The organism is Aquimarina rhabdastrellae, from assembly GCA_947387485.1.
In the GTDB taxonomy this organism is placed as follows: Bacteria; Bacteroidota; Bacteroidia; order Flavobacteriales; family Flavobacteriaceae; genus Aquimarina.
Genome location: CANDNT010000001.1, coordinates 374,880 through 397,799, shown reverse-complemented (window position 1 = coordinate 397,799; position 22,920 = coordinate 374,880). Strand labels below are relative to the sequence as shown.

Annotated in this window: 23 protein-coding genes and 1 other RNA gene; 15 read left to right on the top strand and 9 right to left on the bottom strand. The window is 30.4% G+C overall.

Annotation, left to right across the window (positions count from 1 at the left end):
• The first annotated feature begins 146 nt into the window (after positions 1-146).
• From ACYEKI_RS01785 to ACYEKI_RS01740, 10 genes are all read left to right on the top strand, one after another.
• Positions 147-1,019, top strand: a complete 873-nt coding sequence (locus tag ACYEKI_RS01785) for a DUF6268 family outer membrane beta-barrel protein (RefSeq protein ID WP_459209436.1) — start codon at positions 147-149, stop codon at positions 1,017-1,019.
• Between the two features lie 14 nt (positions 1,020-1,033).
• A complete protein-coding gene (locus tag ACYEKI_RS01780) occupies positions 1,034-2,020 on the top strand; it encodes a Kelch repeat-containing protein (RefSeq protein ID WP_459209435.1) in 987 nt (328 codons plus the stop codon).
• Between the two features lie 99 nt (positions 2,021-2,119).
• Positions 2,120-2,425: a DUF4907 domain-containing protein gene (locus ACYEKI_RS01775; protein ID WP_459209434.1), complete on the top strand. Its 306-nt coding sequence runs from the start codon at positions 2,120-2,122 to the stop codon at positions 2,423-2,425.
• Between the two features lie 6 nt (positions 2,426-2,431).
• Positions 2,432-3,475 (top strand): sensor histidine kinase, encoded by a 1,044-nt coding sequence (locus ACYEKI_RS01770; protein WP_459209433.1) that lies wholly within the window; start codon positions 2,432-2,434, stop codon positions 3,473-3,475.
• Positions 3,472-4,206 (top strand): LytR/AlgR family response regulator transcription factor, encoded by a 735-nt coding sequence (locus ACYEKI_RS01765; protein ID WP_459209432.1) that lies wholly within the window; start codon positions 3,472-3,474, stop codon positions 4,204-4,206. The genes ACYEKI_RS01770 and ACYEKI_RS01765 overlap by 4 nt, the downstream gene beginning before the upstream one ends.
• Positions 4,207-4,400: 194 nt before the next feature.
• Entirely contained in the window at positions 4,401-5,327 is a 927-nt protein-coding gene (locus ACYEKI_RS01760; RefSeq protein WP_459209431.1) for a MerR family transcriptional regulator, read from the top strand.
• Positions 5,324-6,784: a phytoene desaturase family protein gene (locus ACYEKI_RS01755; protein ID WP_459209430.1), complete on the top strand. Its 1,461-nt coding sequence runs from the start codon at positions 5,324-5,326 to the stop codon at positions 6,782-6,784. The genes ACYEKI_RS01760 and ACYEKI_RS01755 overlap by 4 nt, the downstream gene beginning before the upstream one ends.
• A gap of 6 nt (positions 6,785-6,790) precedes the next feature.
• The gene (locus ACYEKI_RS01750; RefSeq protein ID WP_459209429.1) at positions 6,791-7,630 is read left to right on the top strand and encodes a phytoene/squalene synthase family protein; all 840 of its coding nucleotides are present in this window, start codon (positions 6,791-6,793) and stop codon (positions 7,628-7,630) included.
• Positions 7,630-8,085: a sterol desaturase family protein gene (locus tag ACYEKI_RS01745; RefSeq protein WP_459209428.1), complete on the top strand. Its 456-nt coding sequence runs from the start codon at positions 7,630-7,632 to the stop codon at positions 8,083-8,085. The genes ACYEKI_RS01750 and ACYEKI_RS01745 overlap by 1 nt, the downstream gene beginning before the upstream one ends.
• A gap of 8 nt (positions 8,086-8,093) precedes the next feature.
• Complete coding sequence (locus tag ACYEKI_RS01740; protein ID WP_459209427.1) at positions 8,094-8,801, top strand: lycopene cyclase domain-containing protein; 708 nt, start codon at positions 8,094-8,096, stop codon at positions 8,799-8,801.
• Here the strand turns inward: ACYEKI_RS01740 and ACYEKI_RS01735 are convergent.
• From ACYEKI_RS01735 to ACYEKI_RS01695, 9 genes are all read right to left on the bottom strand, one after another.
• Positions 8,776-9,714 (bottom strand): hypothetical protein, encoded by a 939-nt coding sequence (locus ACYEKI_RS01735; protein WP_459209426.1) that lies wholly within the window; start codon positions 9,712-9,714, stop codon positions 8,776-8,778. The genes ACYEKI_RS01740 and ACYEKI_RS01735 overlap by 26 nt on opposite strands.
• Positions 9,715-9,747: 33 nt before the next feature.
• A complete protein-coding gene (gene miaA, locus ACYEKI_RS01730; RefSeq protein ID WP_459209425.1) occupies positions 9,748-10,647 on the bottom strand; it encodes a tRNA (adenosine(37)-N6)-dimethylallyltransferase MiaA in 900 nt (299 codons plus the stop codon).
• 60 nt (positions 10,648-10,707) lie between these two features.
• Complete coding sequence (locus ACYEKI_RS01725; protein ID WP_459209424.1) at positions 10,708-11,538, bottom strand: ion transporter; 831 nt, start codon at positions 11,536-11,538, stop codon at positions 10,708-10,710.
• 31 nt (positions 11,539-11,569) lie between these two features.
• On the bottom strand, positions 11,570-13,546 hold the full coding sequence (locus ACYEKI_RS01720) for a DUF3857 domain-containing protein (RefSeq protein WP_459209423.1): 1,977 nt from the start codon (positions 13,544-13,546) through the stop codon (positions 11,570-11,572).
• The gene (locus ACYEKI_RS01715) at positions 13,539-14,915 is read right to left on the bottom strand and encodes an exonuclease domain-containing protein (protein WP_459209422.1); all 1,377 of its coding nucleotides are present in this window, start codon (positions 14,913-14,915) and stop codon (positions 13,539-13,541) included. Before ACYEKI_RS01715 ends, ACYEKI_RS01720 begins: the two co-directional genes overlap by 8 nt.
• Positions 14,916-14,966: 51 nt before the next feature.
• Positions 14,967-15,632, bottom strand: coding sequence for a YggS family pyridoxal phosphate-dependent enzyme (locus ACYEKI_RS01710; protein ID WP_459209421.1), 666 nt, complete (start codon positions 15,630-15,632; stop codon positions 14,967-14,969).
• Between the two features lie 37 nt (positions 15,633-15,669).
• Positions 15,670-16,911 (bottom strand): DUF1015 domain-containing protein, encoded by a 1,242-nt coding sequence (locus ACYEKI_RS01705; RefSeq protein WP_459209420.1) that lies wholly within the window; start codon positions 16,909-16,911, stop codon positions 15,670-15,672.
• A gap of 201 nt (positions 16,912-17,112) precedes the next feature.
• A complete protein-coding gene (locus ACYEKI_RS01700; protein WP_459209419.1) occupies positions 17,113-18,000 on the bottom strand; it encodes a 3-hydroxybutyryl-CoA dehydrogenase in 888 nt (295 codons plus the stop codon).
• A gap of 48 nt (positions 18,001-18,048) precedes the next feature.
• On the bottom strand, positions 18,049-19,008 hold the full coding sequence (locus ACYEKI_RS01695; protein ID WP_459209418.1) for a Gfo/Idh/MocA family oxidoreductase: 960 nt from the start codon (positions 19,006-19,008) through the stop codon (positions 18,049-18,051).
• Positions 19,009-19,287: 279 nt separating this feature from the next.
• On the opposite strand from ACYEKI_RS01695, the gene ACYEKI_RS01690 reads away from it, so the two are divergent.
• The 5 genes from ACYEKI_RS01690 to ACYEKI_RS01670 all read left to right on the top strand — a co-directional run bounded on the left by ACYEKI_RS01690 (position 19,288) and on the right by ACYEKI_RS01670 (position 22,914).
• Positions 19,288-19,935 carry a protein-L-isoaspartate(D-aspartate) O-methyltransferase gene (locus ACYEKI_RS01690; protein WP_459209417.1) on the top strand — a complete coding sequence of 216 codons (648 nt, stop codon included), beginning with the start codon at positions 19,288-19,290 and terminating at the stop codon, positions 19,933-19,935.
• 49 nt (positions 19,936-19,984) lie between these two features.
• Positions 19,985-20,293, top strand: an RNA gene (gene rnpB, locus ACYEKI_RS01685) — RNase P RNA component class A.
• Between the two features lie 337 nt (positions 20,294-20,630).
• The gene (locus ACYEKI_RS01680; RefSeq protein WP_459209416.1) at positions 20,631-21,215 is read left to right on the top strand and encodes a hypothetical protein; all 585 of its coding nucleotides are present in this window, start codon (positions 20,631-20,633) and stop codon (positions 21,213-21,215) included.
• Between the two features lie 356 nt (positions 21,216-21,571).
• The gene (locus ACYEKI_RS01675) at positions 21,572-22,228 is read left to right on the top strand and encodes a DUF2589 domain-containing protein (RefSeq protein ID WP_459209415.1); all 657 of its coding nucleotides are present in this window, start codon (positions 21,572-21,574) and stop codon (positions 22,226-22,228) included.
• Between the two features lie 68 nt (positions 22,229-22,296).
• Positions 22,297-22,914: a DUF2589 domain-containing protein gene (locus ACYEKI_RS01670; protein ID WP_459209414.1), complete on the top strand. Its 618-nt coding sequence runs from the start codon at positions 22,297-22,299 to the stop codon at positions 22,912-22,914.
• Positions 22,915-22,920: the final 6 nt, after the last annotated feature.

Here is a 22,920-nt window from a genome sequence, read left to right as displayed (position 1 = left end):
AGGCATTTTTTTTATACGAATAGGGTAAGAAATCATTTGTAGTACAAAAAATACAGTTAGTAGATACATATGGGATATAGGTCTACTTAGTTTTTATTAATGCCAGACTAAAAATAGTTTTGAAACAGAAAATAGATATACTGTATATGAGTAAATATTTAATACTAATATGTTTAATTTTTTGTGGGCACTATATATATGCACAGGAGTATAATTTGATTGATTTTGAATACCAAATTGCTCCTAATGCTAATAGTGATGTAGAAATAGGAACTATTGCAATAGATGGCAATATTCCGTTTCAGCTTAATAAAGGAAAGTTAATTAATGTTTTGGGGATAGCGCAATATAAGTTCACCTATAATGAAAATTTTGTATTTGCTACAGAAGAAATTGAGAGTTTTTATAAAATTAAATATGGGTGGCTTTATGCTTATCCTATTTCAAAATCATGGAATGTAACTGTAGGAGCAGGATTAGATTTAGCTTCTAATTTTGAAGATAAACTATCGAGTGAAGATCTTTTTTATAACGGAACTTTAAAGTTTTCTAAGAAATTTAATGCTTCAACAAAAGATGCTCGATTATCCTTCGGGATTATGTATTCTGGAATACTAGGTAAGCAGCAACTGTTACCTATAGTAAGCTATAAACAAAAGATTAATGAGCGAATTGCTTTTGGTTTAGGATTTCCTGAAACTTATTTAAAATATGATATCACTACTCAAAGTGAGTTAAAAGCTAACCTAGATATAGATGGATTAACAGCTAACTTAAGTAATACAATACCTCTTGATTTAAATACAAATACAGTTACTAATGCAAGAATAAGTACTGTAGGGTTATCACTTACATATGCACATAAGTTTGACAAATATTGGACTGTTTATGGAACATTAGGACATTCTTTATACAATCAATACGAGTTGGTGGATGATGATGAGGTTAAGTATGAATTAGATATAGCACCACAATTATATTTTTCTACTGGAATAAGATTTAACATTAATAATAAATAAAAAGAAGTTAAATAATGATGAATAGAACTAAGTTTTTATGGATAGCATTTGTAGGAGTGCTTTTATTGAGTAGTTGTTCTAGTGATGATGATACTCAAAGAGGAAACTGGGTAGAACGCTCTGTTTTTGACGGAACACCTAGAAGTAGTGCTGCGGGATTTTTGATAGATAATAAAGGTTATTTAGGTACAGGATATGATGGAGATGATTATCTCAATGATTTTTGGGAGTATGATATGGATGGAGATTTTTGGGTACAAAAAGCAGATTTTCCTGGAATAGCTCGTAGTTCTGCCTCTGGATTTGCTATAGCTAATAAGGGATATCTAGGAGTAGGATATGATGGAGATAATGAATTAGGAGATTTCTGGGAGTATAATCCTAGTGCAAATACGTGGACTCAAAAGGCAAGTTTTGAAGGAGGAGTACGTAGAGGTGCAGTATCATTTGCTGTAAACGGTACGGGGTATATAGGTACAGGATATGATGGAGATAATGATCGTAAAGATTTTTGGAAATATGATGCAACTACAGATCAATGGACAGAACTTGTTGGTTTTGGAGGAGCAAAACGTAGAGATGCAACTACTTTTACTCTTAATGGAAAAGTGTATCTAGGTACTGGAGTGAGTAATGGAATTTATGAAGAGGATTTTTGGGAGTTTGATCCTATTACAGAAGTTTGGACAAAAAAGGATGATCTTGATGAAGAAGATGATGAAGCAGCATTACTTAGAGCTAATGCAGTAGGGTTTGCTATAGGAGGAAGAGGATATATTGCTACGGGATATAATTTTGGAGCATTAGGAAGTTTATGGGAATATAATGTTAATGATGATAGTTGGGAAGAAATTACTGCTATAGAAGGAACTAATAGACAAGATGCGTTTGTATTTACAAATGAGAATAGAGCAGTTGTTGTATTAGGTAGATCAGGAAATTTATATTTGGATGATGCATATGAAGTATTTCCGTTAGAGGAATACGATGAAGAAGATTAGATTGAAGTTGAATTGATACCCCTCTTAAAACGCCCTATGATTATTTTTTGTGTGTTTTGGAAAATTATGATTAGGGTGTTTTTGTAATAAAATTAAAAGATGAAAAGAAAGATAAGCTATTTTTTATTGGGTATTTTATTGTGGAATTGCAACAGTTCTTTACAAATAGAAGTTTATAAAAAAGATCAAGGATATGGATATAAAATTCTTGATCATAATAAGCTTATGATTAAACAACAATTTATTCCAGCGATACCATGTAATTATTCATTTGTTTCTGAAGAAGAAGCTTACAAAGTTGCTCAACGGGTTAAAAGTAAACTGATAAAAAGAGAAAACCCGAGTATTAAAATGGAAGAATTGAAAGAAATGAAGATTACTTATAACTGTAACCAAATTAAATAAGTAAAAGTGTATAAATATACTATAAATGGAAAGCAATTTTTAATTCATACGCTCTGTTGGGGGTTGTTTGTGAGCTTTGTAGGAATTCAACTCTATTTGGATTTAGGGAGAATACCTAGAGGTTTTTTAAGCAGGTTAACAATTAATTTAGGTATTTTTTATATGAATTATTTGTTTTTGGTCCCACAATTATTGCTTAAAAAAAGAGCATTGATTTACGTCTTTTCAGCTATAAGTCTTATTTATATATCAAAGTTGATTACAGACCATGTCATTAATGATGTAGAATTATATATTAATGCTGTAGATGTTACAGGAAAATTTATAGATCGAAGGTTTTTCTTTAACAGATTTTCAGGAAAAAGATTTTCAGTATTATTCTATACAACTTTTTTAATTTTAAGTTTAGCAATTCGACTATACGAAGAGTGGAAAAGGAATGAAAATAATAGACGCGTAATTCAGGCAGATAAAACAGCAACAGAATTACAGTTTCTTAAAAACCAGTTGAATCCACATTTCTTATTTAACTCTCTTAATAGCATATATTCATTAACTACAAAAAAGTCTAATGATGCACCAGAAGCAGTAATTACATTATCAGAAATGATGCGATATATGCTGTATCAAACAAATAACAAGTTTGTGTTGTTACAAAATGAATTAAATTATATTCAGAATTATTTAAAGCTACAACGATTAAGAATAGCAAATAACGAAAAGGTAACTATCAATATTCATGGAACGGTATCTAACCAAAAGATAAAACCTTTGTTGTTAATTTCATTTATTGAAAATGCATTTAAATACGGTACAGATTTTAAAGGAAATACAGAGGTAAGAATAAGTATTGATGTAGAGGAGACAAAGTTGTATTTTAAATGTATTAATCTTATAGGTGTACGAAAACATATCAATAATGATTTTGGTATAGGATTACAAAATACCAGAGAACGATTAGAGTTGTTATATCCTGAAAAACACGAGCTTAGTGTAGAAGAAAAAGAAAATAAGTATATTGTTGATTTAGTATTAAATTTGAAAGAATGAAGTGTGCAATAATTGATGATGAGCCATTGGCAGTAGATGTGATAGAATCATATGTCTCACAAATAGAGGGACTTGAGGTTGTGGCCAAATGTAATAATCCTCTAGAGGCTATTATTTTATTAAATAAAAACCAAATTGATTTAGTCTTTTTGGATATAGAAATGCCTAATCTTACTGGGATTGATTTGGTAAAAACGTTGGATAACCTACCTCAATTTATATTTACAACAGCATATCCAGAATATGCCTTGGATGGATTTAACCTTAATGCTACAGATTATTTAGTAAAACCTATTCCTTTTCATAGGTTTTTAAAAGCTGTTTCTAGAGCAAAAGAAAAGTACGAATTAGAACGTAATAGTGTGCAACGTGTAGAGCCAGTGATTATTCAGAATGATGAAAAAAGTGAAGAACAAAAATTTATTTTTGTAAAGTCCGAATACGAAAATATAAAGATTAATTGTGAACAGATAACTTATATACAGGGGTTAAAAGATTATATCAAAATCTATACTTCAGAATCTGATAAAGCAATTTTGACCCTATCCAATTTTAAAGAGATATTAAGTAAACTCCCAGATTCAGACTTTTTAAGAACACACAGGTCATATATTGTAAATATTTTACACATAAAAGCATTGCAGAAAACAAAAATAGTATTGAAAGATGATATTAGAATTCCAATTGGAGAAACATATAAAAGTAATGTGTTTGATAGATTAGGAGTTTAAATATATTTTAATAATAATTTTTTTTAAGTAAGGTGAGCCATAAAAAGCTCGCCTTTTTTGATGCTTTATTGACTAATGTTTTATTTAGCAATACAAGAAGAATTGAATATGATAAAACTATTTTTGTTTAATATTTATTATAAAAAGTTAAACAAAATAGTTTTTTTACTATATTTGTAAAGGATAATAATATTATGAGTAAAATAAGTACATCTTTTAGTATTAAAGATTTAGAGAATTTATCTGGAATTAAAGCCCATACAATTCGTATTTGGGAAAAGAGATACGGTTTGCTCGAACCTGAACGTACAGATACTAATATTAGATATTATTCTTTAGAAAGTTTTCAAAAACTATTGAATATTACCCAATTATATAACAGTGGTTATAAAATTTCTAAAATAGCTAAACTCAATCAAAAAGAGATAAAAGAAGAATGCAACAAGATCACTCATAAAGAAGCACAATCACACAATGCCGTTAATATTTTTAAAATGGCAATGTTTAAATTCAACAAACAATTATTTATTGAAGCTTTTGAAGAGTTGTTAAGAGAATATTCTTTTGAAGAAGTGTTTGAACAATTTTGTATTCCATTTCTCAATGAAATAGGACGTTTATGGCAAACAGATTTTTTAACGCCTGCACATGAACATTTTATAACTTCATTAATTAGAGATAGAATTATCATACAAGCGAATCGTTTAAACACAGAAAATAATATATCTAGTGATACTGCATACATATTGTTTTTGCCAGAAAATGAGATTCATGAGTTAGGTTTAATTTATGCAAACTATCTAATTCAAGCTAGAGGAAATTATAGTATTTATTTAGGACAAAATATACCTAAACAAGATTTGTATTATCTTAAAGAACAGTTCAATAACATAAAATTTGTTACATATTTTACAGTAGAACCAAAAGATCACAAGATTAAATCGTATATTAATGATATGATTGACAGTAAGTTAATTGATTCAGATGCAGAGTTGTGGGTTTTAGGAAGAAAATATGCTTTAGTAGATACAGAGATAGAACACAAACAAATAAAAGTATTTAAAGCAATTTCAGATTTTCTTGAAGCTTTAGATGATAAAAAAGAAAGGAATATAACGTGACGAAAAAAATAGGAATAATTGGATCTGGTTTTTCCTCCTTAGCTGCATCATGTTATTTGGCTAAGATGGGATATGAAGTAGAGGTATTTGAAAAGAATGAAACCGTAGGAGGAAGAGCCAGACAATATAAAGAAAGTGGTTTCACTTTTGACATAGGTCCTACTTGGTATTGGATGCCAGATGTTTTTGAACGTTTCTTTTCAGATTTTAATGTAAAGCCTTCAGATTTTTACACTTTAGAAAAATTAAACCCAGCGTATACAGTTTATTTTGATAAAGAGGAAACGATCACTATAGAAGATTCTTTAGAAAAAATATACAACACCTTTGAAGCAATAGAAAAGGGTAGTGGTACATATTTAAAAAAGTTTATAGAAAAAGCTGAGGATAATTACAATGTAGCTATTAAAGATTTGGTATATAAACCAGGAGTATCTCCTTTAGAACTAGTTAATGCCAAAACTATAGCAAGATTAGGACAGTTTTTCGGATCAATATCAAGTGAGGTAAGAAAGACATTTAAAAACCCTAAATTAATATCTATATTAGAATTTCCAGTGTTGTTTTTGGGAGCGAAACCTAGTGATACACCATCTTTTTATAGTTTTATGAACTTTGCAGATTTTGGGTTAGGAACATTTCACCCTAAAGGAGGAATGTATACAGTCATTGAAGGAATTACAGCATTAGCAAAATCACTAGGAGTTAAGATTAATACCAATAGTAATGTAGAAGAAATTTTAACAGAAGGTACTAAAGCAACAGGTATAAAAATTAACGGAAAACACGTTAGGAAAGATATTGTTGTATCTGGAGCAGATTATCATCATACAGAAACCTTATTAGACATAAAACACAGACAATATTCTGAGCGATATTGGGATAAAAAAACTTTTGCTCCATCTTCTTTATTATTTTATGTAGGCTTTGATAAAAAAATAAAGAATGTAGCACATCATACCTTATTCTTTGATGTAGATTTTGATCAACATGCATATGCGATTTATGACGATCCACATTGGCCTGAAGCACCTTTGTTTTATGCAAGTTTCCCTAGTATTACAGATGCTTCATGTGCACCAGAAGATAAAGAAGCGGCTATATTTTTAATTCCATTAGCACCAGGAATAGAAGATACTCCAGAATTGAGAACAGAATATTTCAATAAAATAATCACTCGATTTGAGCATATAACTAATCAAGAAGTTCAAGATTCAATAATAGTAAAGAAATCATTTTGTGTTAATGATTTTATAGCAGATTACAATTCATATAAAGGTAATGCCTATGGTATGGCTAATACCTTATTACAAACAGCATTTTTAAGACCAAAAATAAAAAGTAAAAAAGTCGATCACTTATATTTTACAGGACAATTAACAGTTCCAGGGCCAGGAGTTCCCCCCTCATTAATTTCTGGAAAACTGTGTGCAGAACTCGTTTATAAATATAATTAAAACCTTATGAAATCATTATTTGACCAAGTTTCTTATTTATGTAGTAAACAAGTTACCACTACATATAGTACTTCTTTTTCTCTTGCGACACGTATGTTAGGAAAAGGCATTAGACAGGATATCTACAATATATATGGCTTTGTAAGATTTGCAGACGAAATTGTGGATTCTTTTCATGCGTATAACAAAGAAGAATTGTTAGATACTTTTGAGAAAGATTTAAATAAAGCATTAGTAGATAGAATAAGTTTGAATCCTATTTTAAATGCTTTTCAGCATACAGTTCATAAATACAATATAGGAAGAGACTTGATTAAAGATTTTATGCATAGTATGCGTTTGGATTTATCCAAAAAAGAATACCATTCTGCCGAAGAATATGAAAATTATATCCACGGTTCTGCAGATGTAGTAGGATTAATGTGTCTTAAGGTTTTTGTAAAAGGAGATCAACAAAAATATGAAGCACTGAAATATGCTGCTACAAAATTAGGATCAGCTTTTCAAAAGGTTAATTTTTTAAGGGATTTAAAAGCAGATACAGAAGAACTAAATCGTAATTATTTTCCTAATACCAATTTGCAAATCTTAGATGAAAATGAAAAGCTTAATATCATTACAGATATAGAACATGATTTTGCTGAAGCTTATAAAGGAATTATAAAATTACCAATAGAAGCAAAATTTGGTGTATTTACAGCATATCGCTATTACAAACAATTACTAAAAAAGTTAAAGCATCTACCAGCAACAGAAATAAAGAATAAAAGAATTCGTATCCCTGATTATAAGAAGTTTGAGATTTTAACTAGAAGTTATGTCAAATATCAATTAAATTTGATGTAATGGAGATTATATATCATATCGCAATTTGTATACTGACTTTTGCTATAATGGAATTTATGGCTTGGTTTACGCATAAATACGTTATGCACGGGTTTTTATGGAGTTTACACAAAGATCATCATAAAAAAGATCACGATTCTTGGTTTGAACGTAATGATGCATTTTTTCTCTTCTACGCTACGATAAGTATTATACTATTTTTACTGTGGAAAAATGATATTTTTCAATATGGACTAGCAATAGGAATAGGTATATTTTTATACGGACTAGCGTATTTTTTAGTACATGATATTTTTATACATCAGCGATTTAAAATCTTTAAGAAAGCAAATTCTAAATATGCCAAAGCAGTGAGGAGAGCTCATAAAATGCATCACAAACACATAGGTAAACATGGTGGAGAATGCTTTGGAATGTTGATTTTTCCGTATAAATATTATAAAAATGTAAAATAGTCTTGCATATGGACTATCTCTATCTATTATTAAATATAGGATCTATAAGTATTCCGTTTTTTGCTAGTTTTCATCCTAGATTAAAATTCTATAAAAAATGGAAATCACTATTTCTAGCTATAGTAATTTCATCTAGTTTTTATATCACATGGGATGTGATTTTTACTCAAAGAGGTGTTTGGGGATTTAATCCTGCGTATTATTTAAAGTATACAATAGCTGGATTACCTATAGAAGAATGGTTATTTTTCATATGTATTCCATATGCATGTGTGTTTATGCATTATGCATTATTAGAATTATTTCCTAAGTTAAAATTCCCAGATCAGTATATTAATATAAAAATGAGAAGCCTGCAAATACTATTGTTTTTAATTAGTGTAATATTTCTTGATAGAAGTTATACGGTGGTTAATTTTAGCTATGCCGTTGTACTTTTAGAAATAGCAATTAGATTTCAAAAAGAAATATTACAACAATTTTTAGTAACCTTTATAGCTATGCTTGTACCTTTTTTTATAGTAAATGGAGTGTTAACAGGTGCGTGGATAGTAGATGAAGTGGTATGGTATAATGATAACGAAAATTTAGGAGTCCGCCTAGGTACAATACCTATAGAAGACTCCATATATGCTTTTACAATGATTTTAACCAATTTACTATTGTTAACGTATTTTGAGAATCGTAAAATTAAATCTTCCAGGCTGGAACATTAAGAAACCTTGCAAGAGTTACAGCATCATATTCGGCTATATCATGATTATTACTAATCATTACAGGAACTCTATTACCATCATTAAGTACCAAATTAATTTCATAATTTCTTCGCCCTTTACGCATTATAACAGTTAGAAATTGTACTGCATAAATGGTAGAAAAAGGAATTTGCTTAGAACCATTGGTGAAATTTTGACTTCGTTTATCAAAAGAACTGTTAACATACATCAAAAAATAAATAAAGATAGGAACCATCATAAACATGATACTGAACATAGGAAATTTACTTAATAATTCAGTTATGGGTAAATCAAACAAAATTCCTTCTTTGTATAGTTTATAATAAGCAAAAAATGCTTGACTTAATCCCACTAATGCAGAAATCCCTATTATAAGTTTTAAGAGAATCGTATTTTTAATTTTGATCAAATTAGGGTTTACTTCAACCAGTTGTTGAAAAGTAGCATTAGAAGCTCCAGTTTGAAGAGAAGTCCAAGAAAGGTATTCACCAATATTATCATATCTATAATCATCAAAGTCATTAATACTAACCTTTGATTTATTATTAAAAAGCTGTTTTTTGGAAATTTTTTCAGCAACAAAATAAAGTCCTAAACCACCAACAATAGTAAAAATTATAGACAGCATAGAAAAAGAATGCGTACTAGTTTGTGCATCCATACGGTTATAAAAAGCAACATGATCTTTATAATATTTTAAACGACTTTTTTGATATGAGGTTTTATTTTTGATAAGGTTAAGAGAATCTACAGCACGTTGCGCTTCGTATTTTTCTTCAACCATTTGAGTATTTGTGTCTGATAAAGATTTAAATACAGGACTTAAATTATTATATAAAGTAAAAACAACAAAAACTAGGACAGCGATTGTGATTAGGTTTTTTTTATCCATAAAAAGGGATGTAGAATGATTTATAATGAATGTTTAAATGTTTTCTATAAAAGAAGTTATAGTATTGATAGGATCTTTATAATCAAACCATTTTATAGTTTCATCTTTTTTGAACCAGGTCAATTGTCGTTTTGCAAAACGACGTGTATTCTTTTTAATTTCTGAAATAGCAAAATCTAGTTCCCAAGTACCGTCAAAATGATTAAACAACTCTTTATAGCCTACAGTATTCAGAGCATTTAAATGTTTTTGAGGATAAACTTTTCTAGCTTCTTGAAGTAATCCCATATTCATCATAATATCTACACGTTGATTTATGCGATCATAAATGGTTTGGCGTTCTGCCGTAAGACCAATTTTAATACAATTAAAAGGACGTTCTTTTTTAGGTTGTGTCAAAAAAGAAGAATAAGGTTTACCACTACTTATACATACTTCTAGAGCACGCATAACACGATGTGGATTTTGTATATCGACTTTGCTATAGTATACAGGATCTAAGGTTTGTAATTGTTCTTGTAAAAAAGAAATTCCATGCGTATCAAAGTCTTTTTGCAATTGAATTCTTACTGCAGGATCTGTATCTGGAAAATAATCTAATCCTTTGGTAACAGCATCGACATATAAGCCAGAACCACCTATAAGAATAACATAATCGTGATGTTTAAAAAGTTGTTCAATACATTGTAGTGCATCTTTTTCATAATCACCTACAGAATAAGATTCGGTAATACTTTTATGTTGAATAAAATGATGTGGCGCAGCAGCTAGCTCTTCGGCAGAAGGAACAGCAGTACCAATATTAGTTTCTTTAAAAAATTGTCTGCTATCAGCAGATACTATTTCTGTAGCAAAATGTTTTGCAAGCTGGATACTTAGATTGGTTTTACCTATAGCTGTTGGTCCAACAATAACAATAAGATTTTTTTTCATGTACAAGGAAAATAGAATAACAAAACTAAAGAAAACTTAGTAGTTAACCATTAATTTTTGTTAATACAATTCGTGACCACATTTATGACAGAATTTTGAATGATCTTTATGTTCTTCTTCATGACAGTTTTCACAAACTTGAGTATTTATATGAACAGCAGGTTTTCCTTTTTGAGCAGTATATTCTGCTGAAACAATTCCTGTAGGAACAGCAATGATTCCATATCCTATAACCATAATAAGAGAAGCTATAAATTGCCCTAGAGGAGTAACAGGTGCAATATCACCATAACCTACAGTAGTAAGCGTTACAATACACCAATAAACACTCATAGGAATACTTTTAAAACCGTTTTCTTCTCCTTCTACAAGATACATAATAGTACCTAGAATGATAGCTATGATAAGCACCGCAAATAAAAACACAGAAATCTTTGCACGACTTGCTTTTAAGGCACGTACAAGATCATTTGATTCTCCTATAAAACGAGCTAATTTAAGTATCCTAAAAACACGTAATAAGCGCAATGCTCTTAAAGCTACTAGAGCATGTGTTCCTACAAAAAATACTGATAAATACTTAGGAATAGTAGAAAGTAAGTCTACAATACCAAAAAAACTAAAGATGTAATGTTTTGGCTTTTTTATAGAAACTATTCTCAAAATATATTCTAGAGAAAATAAAATTGTAATGACCCATTCTGTGATATTAAAAAAAGTAGCAAATCTATTATTGATAGAAGAAACACTCTCTAACATAACCAAGACAATACTTGTTAAGATGAGTATTAATAATGCAATATCAAATAGTTTACCTGCAGGTGTATCAGCTTCATATATAATTACATGAAGTTTTGATTGCCATTTTTTATATGGTTGGTTGGTGTTCAAAGGATTTAAATTTTAACTAAAATTATAAAAATTATGCTTTCTTTTTGATTAATAGCGTAGTATTATTTTGAATATCGATAATATGCGAAAATAATGTTTTTAATCCTTGATAATGTTCTGCTGGATATATATGAGAATTGAATTTAATTCTAAGATTAAGATAAAGAGCATTATCTTGTTGCTTTACAGCGAAAGTAACTGTTCCTTGACCATCTGAAAGTTTATAGTTTTTACTCTGCGGAACTTCTTCAAAAACATAACCTTCGGGAATAGTTATTTTTACAAAATGAGTGTAATTATCTTTAAACCCAAAATCTACAGGATAGGTACGATGATTTAATTTAAAAGGGTTTTCGCTAAAGAATGAACCAAAAAAAGGTTCTATAAACAGTAGATTAGGAGTGTCTTCAAAAGTTTTTGTATGGGTGTAGATTTCTTTATAAGGTTTAATCTTACTCTTTTTATTTTCAAAAATTAAGGATGTTAAATCAATATCTTCTTGATCTAGTTGATCTTTTATCTTTTGTATATAATCATCTTCACTGATGTTTTTTAAATTATTCTTCTTAAAAGAAGCATGATACCCTGTATATAATTGTTCTGATGTACCTTTGAATTCACCATTTTCGGTTAAAACATATTCATCTTTAAAATAGATTTGAGAACGTTGCTGCGGCGAAAGCGTTATCCAAGAACTTCCGTTTTTAAAATCTAATAATCTTCCGTGAATATTGAGCGCTCTAAAAGGAATTTGACCAAAAGCCAAATCTTTTTCGGTAGCATCTAGCAAATATGTTTTGTCATTGAGTTGTAATTGAACAATTAGATAATTAAAATCAGAGATTACAGGATGAATAGTAGTAGGGTATCCATTTTTTCTTGTCGATAGTAATATAGGTTTAACATCAAATTTTTGCTGCTTCAATACATTGTGTAAAAGAATATTGATTTCTGCAACATTACCAGTACGCTCTTTTAGAATATCTTTAATACTAATATCATTATAGATACGATTTTCTTCATTCCAGGAGTAATTAGCTACAAGGTAATTATAAATTTCGGTAGCTTTCTCTAGCGAATTAGCTTTGGATTGTATGTTTTGAGGTAAGACATGCTTTGTAGCGAGTAATTTTCTTAATTGATACCCTATGTCAGGATCATTTTTTAATTCTTTATCTACATCTTTCCACGATTTTGTATATTTTTTTATCGTGCCGTCAAAACCTTTAAATTCACTTAATTCAAAAGAAATGCGTGAAAGATAATTCTTTTTTGCAGTCATGTATTTTTCCGAAATAAAAGCAGGAATATCCTTCATGACATAAGTGAGCTTGGCACAATCTGCACTAGAGGATGCTCCTAGAGTAATACAATTACGTAAAATTTCAGAATTTTGATGCGTTAATTTTAAACCACCTACTAGTTTTATGTTGTAGATATAATTTCCAGGAATATCACATCTATATTCGCTATGACGTTTAGGAATATCATCTTGAAACTCCCAACCATTAAAATTAAAGATAAAAGGAGTTTCTAATTGATAAGAATAGGTGATTACAGAGCCAGGTTTTAAATCAGGGAAGGTAAACTTGATTAACGTATGGTTATCACTATATTTTTCTCGGTAAATAGCAGAAGGAGAGACGGCTTTCTTTTCAATAACTCCATTAACATAATTGTATGTGAAAGCTTTGATGTTATGGATTTTTTCAGCGTTTCTCTCGTTATTATAGAGTACTACTCTAATATTAGCATTGTCAAAACCTTTTTGATTTAGGATTTTAACTTTAGCCTGATAATCTGTAATTAGGTTAAAACTACCATTGTTTTGAATCCTACTATATCCTTTTTCATAAATAAAGAAAGCATTTGCAGTAGAATCTTGACTATAGGTATTAAGTTGTAGATCAGATTTACTTACGATTAAATTTTTGGTATTATAACCTTGCTGAGCAAAAACAATAAAGTTTACTAATAAAAAAATGATTGATGAGAGTTGTTTATTCATGTAATACAGGTAATTTGATCACCTTTAATCGCTTATTTTTCCTAAGATAGCTTTGTATAATGTGTTGTGCATCCCGATTGTGACTCATAGGAGTAATAAGAGATCTAAGGATCTCGATGTTATTGATTTGATGATTGAGATTGAAGAATCCAAAGCCTTTAAACTTTCCGTCTTCTATTAATATAGCACTTTGCTCATCGATTTCTCTTCCTTTATCTAGAATAACCATATTTTGGTTCTCAAAAGAATAGGTATCGATTAAACGTTGTACTCTTTTATTATAATCATTAGGATCTTCTTCTTGTAGACAAGCTCCATGGCATTGTTTAATGGTATAATTAAAACAATTAGAACTACCGTTTTCTAAACCTACAAGTTTTAAGCATAAATCGTAAGCTTCGATCCAATTAAAGAGCAGGTGTTTTGCTTGTTGTCTATTAGTAAAAGTGGTGATGTTTTTTTTGCGTCCATCAGCCTTTTCTATAAATAGATTGATATACCCATTTTTATCAACAGATTGATACAATGCTTGGTTAAAAACAGTCTTTTGTAAAGCTCTATTGTATTTAGGTTTTGTACGTTTTATTTCTTCATTTTCTTTAAGCAAAGCTAGAAGTTCGCTACCAGTAGCATCATAAGTAACACTAGAAACTTCTTTTTGTATGCGCTTAGCTTTACGCTTATCACTAGTAAAATGCTGAGTGACTCTTTTCTTTACATTTTTACTTTTACCAATATAAATAATTGTGCCTTCTTCGTTATGCATATAATACACTCCAGTTACAGAAGGGACAGTTTCAATAATTCGTAATAATTTATCATCAACTTGACGTTTAGGCTCTTTACGTACAGTTTCTACAATGATCTTTTTATCAAGATCTTTAGAAAGTAATAATTTAAAAAGTTTTACAGTAGCTTGAGCGTCACCAGCTGCACGATGCCTATCAGATAGTGGAATGCCTAAACTACGAACTAATTTTCCTAAACTATAGGATTGTTGATCTGGAATTAAGGTTTTTGATAATTCTACAGTACAGAGAGATGGTCTTTCAAAATCATAGCCTAATCTTGAAAATTCAGTACGTAAAATGCGATAATCAAACTTTGCATTATGCGCAACTATAATACAATCTGTTGTAATTTCTATAATGCGTTTGGCAACTTCATAAAACTTAGGGGCATTACGTAGCATGTCGTTATTAATACCAGTTAAATTAACTACAAAAGGTTGTATAGGTCTTTCTGGGTTAATAAGCGAAATAAATTGATCTACGACATTATGACCATCAAATTTATAGATAGCAATCTCTGTAATACCTTCTTCATTGTATTTTCCTCCAGTAGTCTCTATGTCAAGTATTGCGTACATCTATTAATTTTAAATTGAATGATTTATACCAAGTTTATGCGTTTTTATTGATTAATGATTGTAATTGCGTGCACCAAAAATAGCACTACCTATACGTACCATGGTACTACCTTGAGCTATAGCCAAAGCATAGTCACCACTCATACCCATAGATAAGGTTTGTAATTGAGGAAAATCAGGAACGAGTTGATCATAAAAAGTTTTTAGACGACCAAATTCACTTTTTATTTGATCTTGATCCGCTGTAAAACTCGCCATTCCCATTAATCCTACAATGCGTACATGACTTAATTCACGTATTTCAGGACTAGATAAAATATCGTTTATTTGATTTTCGGTTAATCCGTGTTTACTATCTTCTTGAGCTATTTTAAGTTGGAGTAGACATGATATAGTACGGTCGTGCTTTTGACCTTGTTTATGGATCTCTTTAAGTAATTTTAAACTATCTACTGCATGAATTAAATCAACATAAGGAGCCATATACTTTACTTTATTGGTTTGTACATGACCAATCATATGCCAAGAAATATCCTTAGGAAGCGTTTCCCATTTTGTAGTCATTTCTTGAATTTTATTTTCACCAAAAACACGATGTCCAGCATTATATGCTTCTTGAATAGCAGTAACTGGTTTAGTTTTAGAAACAGCAACCAATGTAACATGGTTGGGTATAGATGAGTTTAAAGTATTTAAGTTTTCTTTGATTGGAGTCATAAAAGCAAAAGTATTCAAATCTACATAAAAAAAGGTGTTATTTTAATTCATAAATAGTAACACCACTTCTTAATTTGGGCTCAATATAAGTACTTTTTGGTGGCATTTTCAAACCTTCGTCGGCAATTTTTTTCATTTGATTTACAGATGTTGGAAATAAACCAAAACCGATCTGATAATCACCACTATCTACCTTACTTTTAAGGTAAACCATACCTAATTTTCCGTGAGCATAAGCAATACGTTGATCTGTACGCAAATCATTAATACCCAAAATAGGTTGTAATATTGTTTTATATAATAATTGTGCATCTAATTCTTCTAATGCGTTATCAAATTCATATAGTGTTTTTCGTAAATAAAGAGAATAAAATTCCCCATCTAGATACATGCTAAAATGATGTGGTTTTGAAGGTTTATAGAATTCAATACCGCGATTTTCAATTCTAAAACAAGTATCTAGTTGAATTAAAAACTCTTCTTTATTTAAACCGTTAAGCCCTTTAATCAAACGGTTAAATTCATGGATCTTGAGCTCTGACTCTGGAATCAAATAACTCATAAAATAGTTATAGACATCATCATAATCATCCTTATCATACTTGTTTTTTTTATCTAATGCCAAAAGACAAGAAGAAGAAGAACGGTGGTGTCCATCTGCAATATAGATGGTATCCATTTGTTTAAATTGTGCTGTAATTATAGCGATTAAATCTTGATCTTCTATTTTCCAGAGGTAATGTGTGTCTCTATATGTGGTAGTGAATTCATATTCTGCTCGCTCTTGTATAATTTCTTGAATGATATTAGAAATTACAGCATTATCAGGATAAGTAAGTAATACAGGCTCTGCATTAAAACCTACAGTATCTAAGTAATTTTTAAAGACTTCTTCTCGGTCTTGTAGGGTATCTTCATGTTTTTTAATGACATCATTAAAGTAATCTTCTACACTAGTAGCTGCAACAATACCACAAAAGGATTGTTCTTCTCTATTTACAATTTTATAGATATAAAAAATAGGAGTTTCATCTTGAATAAAGATTTTATCTTCTTTAAATTCTAAATAACGATTACGTACTAATTTATATGCTGCTTTACCCGAAATTTCTTTTTGGTATTTATAACCGGGATTTACAATGTGTAAAAATGAATATGGATTATAGTCTAATCTAGCTTCTCGTTCTGCTGCTGTATAACTTTGATAAGATCTAGAAGCAACCAAGCTTACTTTATCTCTAGTAGCTCTTACAGCTTTAAACGGACGAATGTTTGCCATATAGTATATTCTTAAATTTCCCTTTAAAGTAAAGGTAGGAATTATTTATGGCTAAAGCGAAATACCATAGATAAAATTATAGTTGAGCTTGTAGGAATATGTATTTGGCGTAATTTGATTAAGGTGTTTTTATCATATAAAAAAAGTCCAAAGCATAAAATGATACTTTGGACTTTAATTTATTTTTTTGAGCTGTTTAAATTAAGCAAATTGCTTTGCTACTTTTTCAGCTTTTCTACTTTCAGAATAATCATAGAAACCTTCACCGCTCTTTACTCCAAGTTTACCAGCACGAACCATATTAACTAATAGTGGACAAGGAGCGTATTTTGGATTTTTAAACCCATTATACATTACTTCTAATATAGATAAACATACGTCTAGACCAATAAAATCTGCAAGTTGTAAAGGTCCCATAGGATGAGCCATTCCTAATTTCATTACAGTGTCAATTTCTGATACTCCAGCAACGCCGTTGTATAAAGTTTCAATAGACTCGTTAATCATAGGCATTAAGATTCTATTGGCAACAAAACCAGGATAATCATTAACCTCTACAGGAATCTTATTTAATTGCTTAGAAAGATCCATGATAGTTTGTGTAACTTCGTCTGTAGTATTGTATCCACGAATGATCTCTACTAACTTCATGATAGGTACTGGATTCATAAAATGCATTCCAATAACCATTTCTGGACGATTAGTAACGGCAGCAATTTGTGTAATTGAAATAGAAGAAGTATTTGTAGCAAGAATAGTACCTTCTGCACAAACTTCATCTAATTGCTTAAAAATCTTTAACTTTAATTCTGTGTTTTCTGTAGCAGCTTCAACTACTAATCCAGCATATTCTACACCTTCTTTAATATCTGTAGTACAAGTGATATTACTCAAAGTTTCGGCTTTATCAGCTTCGGTAATTTTTTCTTTACTTACCATACGATCCAAGTTCTTAGTGATCGTAGCTAAACCTTTGTCCAATGCTTGTTGTGAGATATCAATAAGTTGAACTTTAAAACCACTTTGTGCAAATGTATGAGCAATACCATTACCCATTGTTCCTGCACCTATTACAGCTATGTTTTTCATTATAGAGTGTTTTTGTTTAATACCTCACTAAGTGAGGAGATGTTTATATTAAAAGCATTCAATGATTTGTAAAGCAACTTTAAGTGCTTTGGTTCCTTGTGTTAAACTCACGATAGGAGTAGTATCATTTTCGATTGCTTTTGCAAAAGTATCTAATTCGTCTAGAATAGCATTGTTTGAAGGTACATCTGGATTATCAAAGTAGATTTGTTTTTTTACGCCTTCTGCATTTTGTAAAATCATAGCAAAATCATCTGGTTGCTCTGGAGCTTCCTTCATTTTAACTACTTCACATTTTTTCTCAAAGAAATCTACAGAGATATAAGCATCACGCTGAAAGAACCTTGCTTTACGCATGTTTTTAAGCGAAATTCTACTTGCTGTAAGGTTGGCTACACAACCATTTTCAAATTCGATTCTAGCATTAGCTATATCAGGAGTTTCACTTATAACAGAAACACCACTAGCACTAATAGATTTTACTTCAGAATCAACAACACTTAAAATAGCATCAATATCGTGAATCATTAAATCTAGAACAACAGGAACATCTGTACCTCTAGGATTAAATTCGGATAAACGATGTGCTTCAATAAACATAGGATTTTCAATTTTTGAAGCTACTGCGGTATAAGCAGGATTAAAACGTTCAACATGACCTACTTGACCTTTTACGTTATATTGTTCTGCCAGACGAATTAATTCATCAGCTTCATCTACAGTATTCGTAATAGGTTTTTCTATAAAGATATGTTTACCAGCTTCGATTGCTTTTTTGGCTACTTCAAAATGTGCAAAAGTAGGAGTTACAATATCCACAACGTCTACAGCTGCTATAAGTGATTCAACAGAATCGAATAAGGTATAACCAAACTCTTCAACTATAGCTTTTGCTTGTTCTTTGTTGGTATCATAAAAACCAACAAGGTCATAGTTATCAGATTGATTTAAAAGACGTAAATGAATTTTACCTAGGTGTCCAGCACCTATAACTCCGGCTTTAAGCATATTCTATGTTTTTACACAAAAATAGTATTATTTATAAATTATAAATATGTTTTGCATTTTAAATTAAATGAATTTTGTAAAGCAAAGGAAATATAGATTTGTAAGAATAAGTCCTAGTAGTTTTTTTTGAGTTAAAAGTTGTTTTTTATAAGCTTGAAATTGAAAAAAATAGCATAAAATTTTAGACTATTTTTAATAAAATTATGAGGAATTAAGAAAAAGGATTTGAGTAACTCTGAAATGTGAGTATTTTTGCAATACTAAAACTAGACCAAAAAAATGAGAGAGGGAGATACGCTTAAACATGTTGGTAAACGCAAACAACTAGCCGATCTTTTAATGAGAAAAGGAATTAAGAACGAAGCTGTATTAAATGCAGTTCGCAATATTCCTAGACATCTTTTTATAGATTCGAGTTTTGATGAACATGCGTATCAAGATAAAGCATTTCCTATTGGTGCAGAACAAACGATATCACAGCCTTATACAGTAGCTTTTCAAAGTGAATTGCTAGAAGTTAAAAGAGGAGATAAAATCTTAGAAATTGGTACAGGATCGGGTTATCAATCTGCTGTATTATGCGAGTTGGGAGCAAAAGTATACAGTATAGAGAGACAACGAGAACTTTTTACAAAAACAAAACGATTATTATCTAAATTACGTTATAGAACACAGTATCTTTTGTTTGGTGATGGATATAAAGGCTTACCAGAGTTTGCTCCATATAAAGGTATTATAGTAACTGCTGGAGCTCCTTATGTACCTAAACCTTTATTGTCTCAATTAGAAATAGGAGGAAGGTTAGTGATTCCTGTAGGAGATGATCCACAAATAATGACATTGTTTATCAGGAAGAGTGCAACTCATTTTGAAAAACACGAATTAGGAGAGTTTAGATTTGTACCAATGTTAGAGGACAAAAATTAATAACTCGAAATAAAATTTTATAATACATATTTATTTATACTTTTGCGAAAAAGTAGATCACCTTATCGCTTTATTTTATAAAGAGGAAAGTCCGGACACCGTAGCACAGTATAGCGGGTAACGCCCGTCCGTCGTGAGATGAGGACAAGTGCAACAGAAAGGATGTACAGGTAATGCTGTAGTGAAATCAGGTAAACTCTATACGGTGCAACGCCATGTATACCAACGCTTGAGGGTTGTGCGCCCAATGTTGGAGGGTAGGCGGTTTGAACTAATGAGTAATTGTTAGTCTAGATAAATGATAAGGAATCTTTGATTTTTTAAAGATACAGAATCCGGCTTATGATCTACTTTTTTATTTTTCTACAAAGAATGTTATAATCAAAAGCAATTATTACGGTTTTTATTAATAGTTAAATACTCTAAAATGTAAAAGTTGTATAGTTTTTGAATAAAAAAATCAGCAATCGTTATTCTTTATTCGACATTCATTATTATATTTTAATTCACCCACAACTTTTGAGATAAATCAGATATAACGGATTCAAACGAATCCGTTTTTTACGCCTTAAAATTATTCATAACACAAAAATTACTGCTTGTTACATCGTTTACCATGCTTGTACCATTTGCCATAAAAAGAGCTGTTGTAGCGCTCTACTTTCGTAAGTGTAAAACAACAAAATGGTATACAAATGAGATTTACTCTAGAACAAATAAAAGAAGTAATGGCAAATAAAGGATATCAATTTTTTGAAGATGGACATCCTTTTACAGTGAATATTATAGGGATTCGTAGTAATCAAGTAATCGCAAATGCTTTTGATGATTGGTTGTATTTTATTTACAATGATGAAGATGGAGATCAACAAGTATTTGAATTTGCAATTACAACAGATCCTGGAGCGTATTGGCTTAAAAATCCATTAAATGTTAACGGAACTGCAGTCTTGGTTCCTGGGCAATATATTAACTGTTATGCTGTAGGATTACATCAAGGTAAGTATGAAGCGCTAAAACAGCAAAAACCAATTAAAATTTGGCGAGACAATACCAAGGATAACAAAATTGATAAAGGAAGTAAGGTTTATGAAGGTGTTTTTGGAATCAATATACATCGTAGTAATGCAAAAACTGAATCCCAAATCGTAGAGAAATGGTCTGCAGGTTGTCAGGTTTTTAAACGAGTAGCAGATTTTAATTTTTTTATGGAAGTATGTAAAAAATCTGTACACAAAAACTTCACCTATACCTTATTAGAAGAAACTGATTTTGAATAAATAAGGAAAGTAAGTTTATCATATCAATAATTTTTTAGATGTAATGTGAAGAGGCTTATTATTAGGGTGATATCCTAAACTTAACAGAAGTTTTCTAAGATAATAAATGAGGTTATTCAAACCGATAATAAGTGAAAACAACTCCTTTTTTTATAGACATCCTGAGAGATTAGTAAATGTGATAATACATAAACTTTCCTGGAATTTTAATATAATTCTCTGTATTGTTTTGATGTGTAGTAAAAACCATCACGGGTTGGTGGAACATTATAGGCCTATAATTTTAAAATTAAAACAAGACACTATAGTAGAATTAATGTTAGCTAGTATTTAAATATTAATTAAAACAAACAATCATGTCTAAGAATTTAGTGTCAATGGCTCAGCAATTTTCTGGGCTACCTATGGACTCTTTGATCGGAGGTCCTCTTAATGCCGCTGCAAAAGCAAATGCAAATATGGCATTAACGCAAACCAAGTTTTTACTAGATACGTGTTTCTCTAAAGAGAAAGATAGTGAAAACTATAAGCCTATTATGATTAGTATGGAGCTAGAAAGAGGGGTACTTACTCCAGCCGTACTAAAAGAAGATGGTACTGTTGATACACCAGCAAAAGTAGATACAGTAGTAACTAAATTTAACTTACCAATTTTAACTATTATTCCTTTAAACTCATTAGCTGTGGAGACTGTGGATATAGGTTTTGAAATGGAAGTAAAATCTAGTTTTGGTGAAGAAGAATCAGAATCTTCTACACAAAAGAAATCTGCAGAAGTTAGTTTTGAAGCAAAAGTAGGATATGGATGTTTTTCGGCTACTATCCAAGGATCTGCTAGTTATTCTAGTGAAGATTCTAAATCTAGAAATTCGCACTATGAGAAGAGTAATTCTGCTAAATATACAGTAGGAGTACATGCAGGTCAATTGCCTTTACCAAAAGGGGTGACTACTATTATAGATGCATTCTCTAAATCTATAGAACCAATTGAGTTACCAGCTACAAAAGCTTAATTCAAGAGTAACTATTAAAGGGGGTCGATTCTTATCGAACCTCCTTTTAACCAAAAGAATAAGGTAAAATGGCAAAGAGTAAAACACCCAACAATAGTCAAGGAATTGCTATAGAGCAATTATTAGCAGCACCATTTGTGGCGGCAGCTAGTGCAAATTCGGCTATGGCACGTAAACAAACATCTTTTTTGATGGATACTTGCTTTGATCTGGATAATGATGATGGTTTTGGAGAAGATGTATATCACCCAAAAATGATTACAATGACCATAACTAAGAATATGCTCTTACCAGATAAGGATGAGAAAGGTAAACCAAAAATGGAAAGAGTGACTTCAACATTCCAAATTCCATTATTAACCTTGATTCCGTTTAATTCTTTATCAGTAAAAGAAGTAAATGTAAAGTTTGATTTAGAAATAGTATCACAAAGTGATGAGCGAAGTGCAAGGGAGAGTAACGGTAAAAAAGATGAAGATGTACAACTTAAAGGTACAGTAAGTTATGACTCTAATGCTAAGCAAGAAAATCAATATCAAAGGCGTAATGCATCCAAATTATCGGTAGAAATGAATGCTGGACAATTGCCTTTACCTGTAGGTATTACAGCACTTTTAGATTTGTATACCAAGAATATTAATTCAACATCACTAGATAGAAAACCAGCCGAAAAACATAAATCTTAAAATATA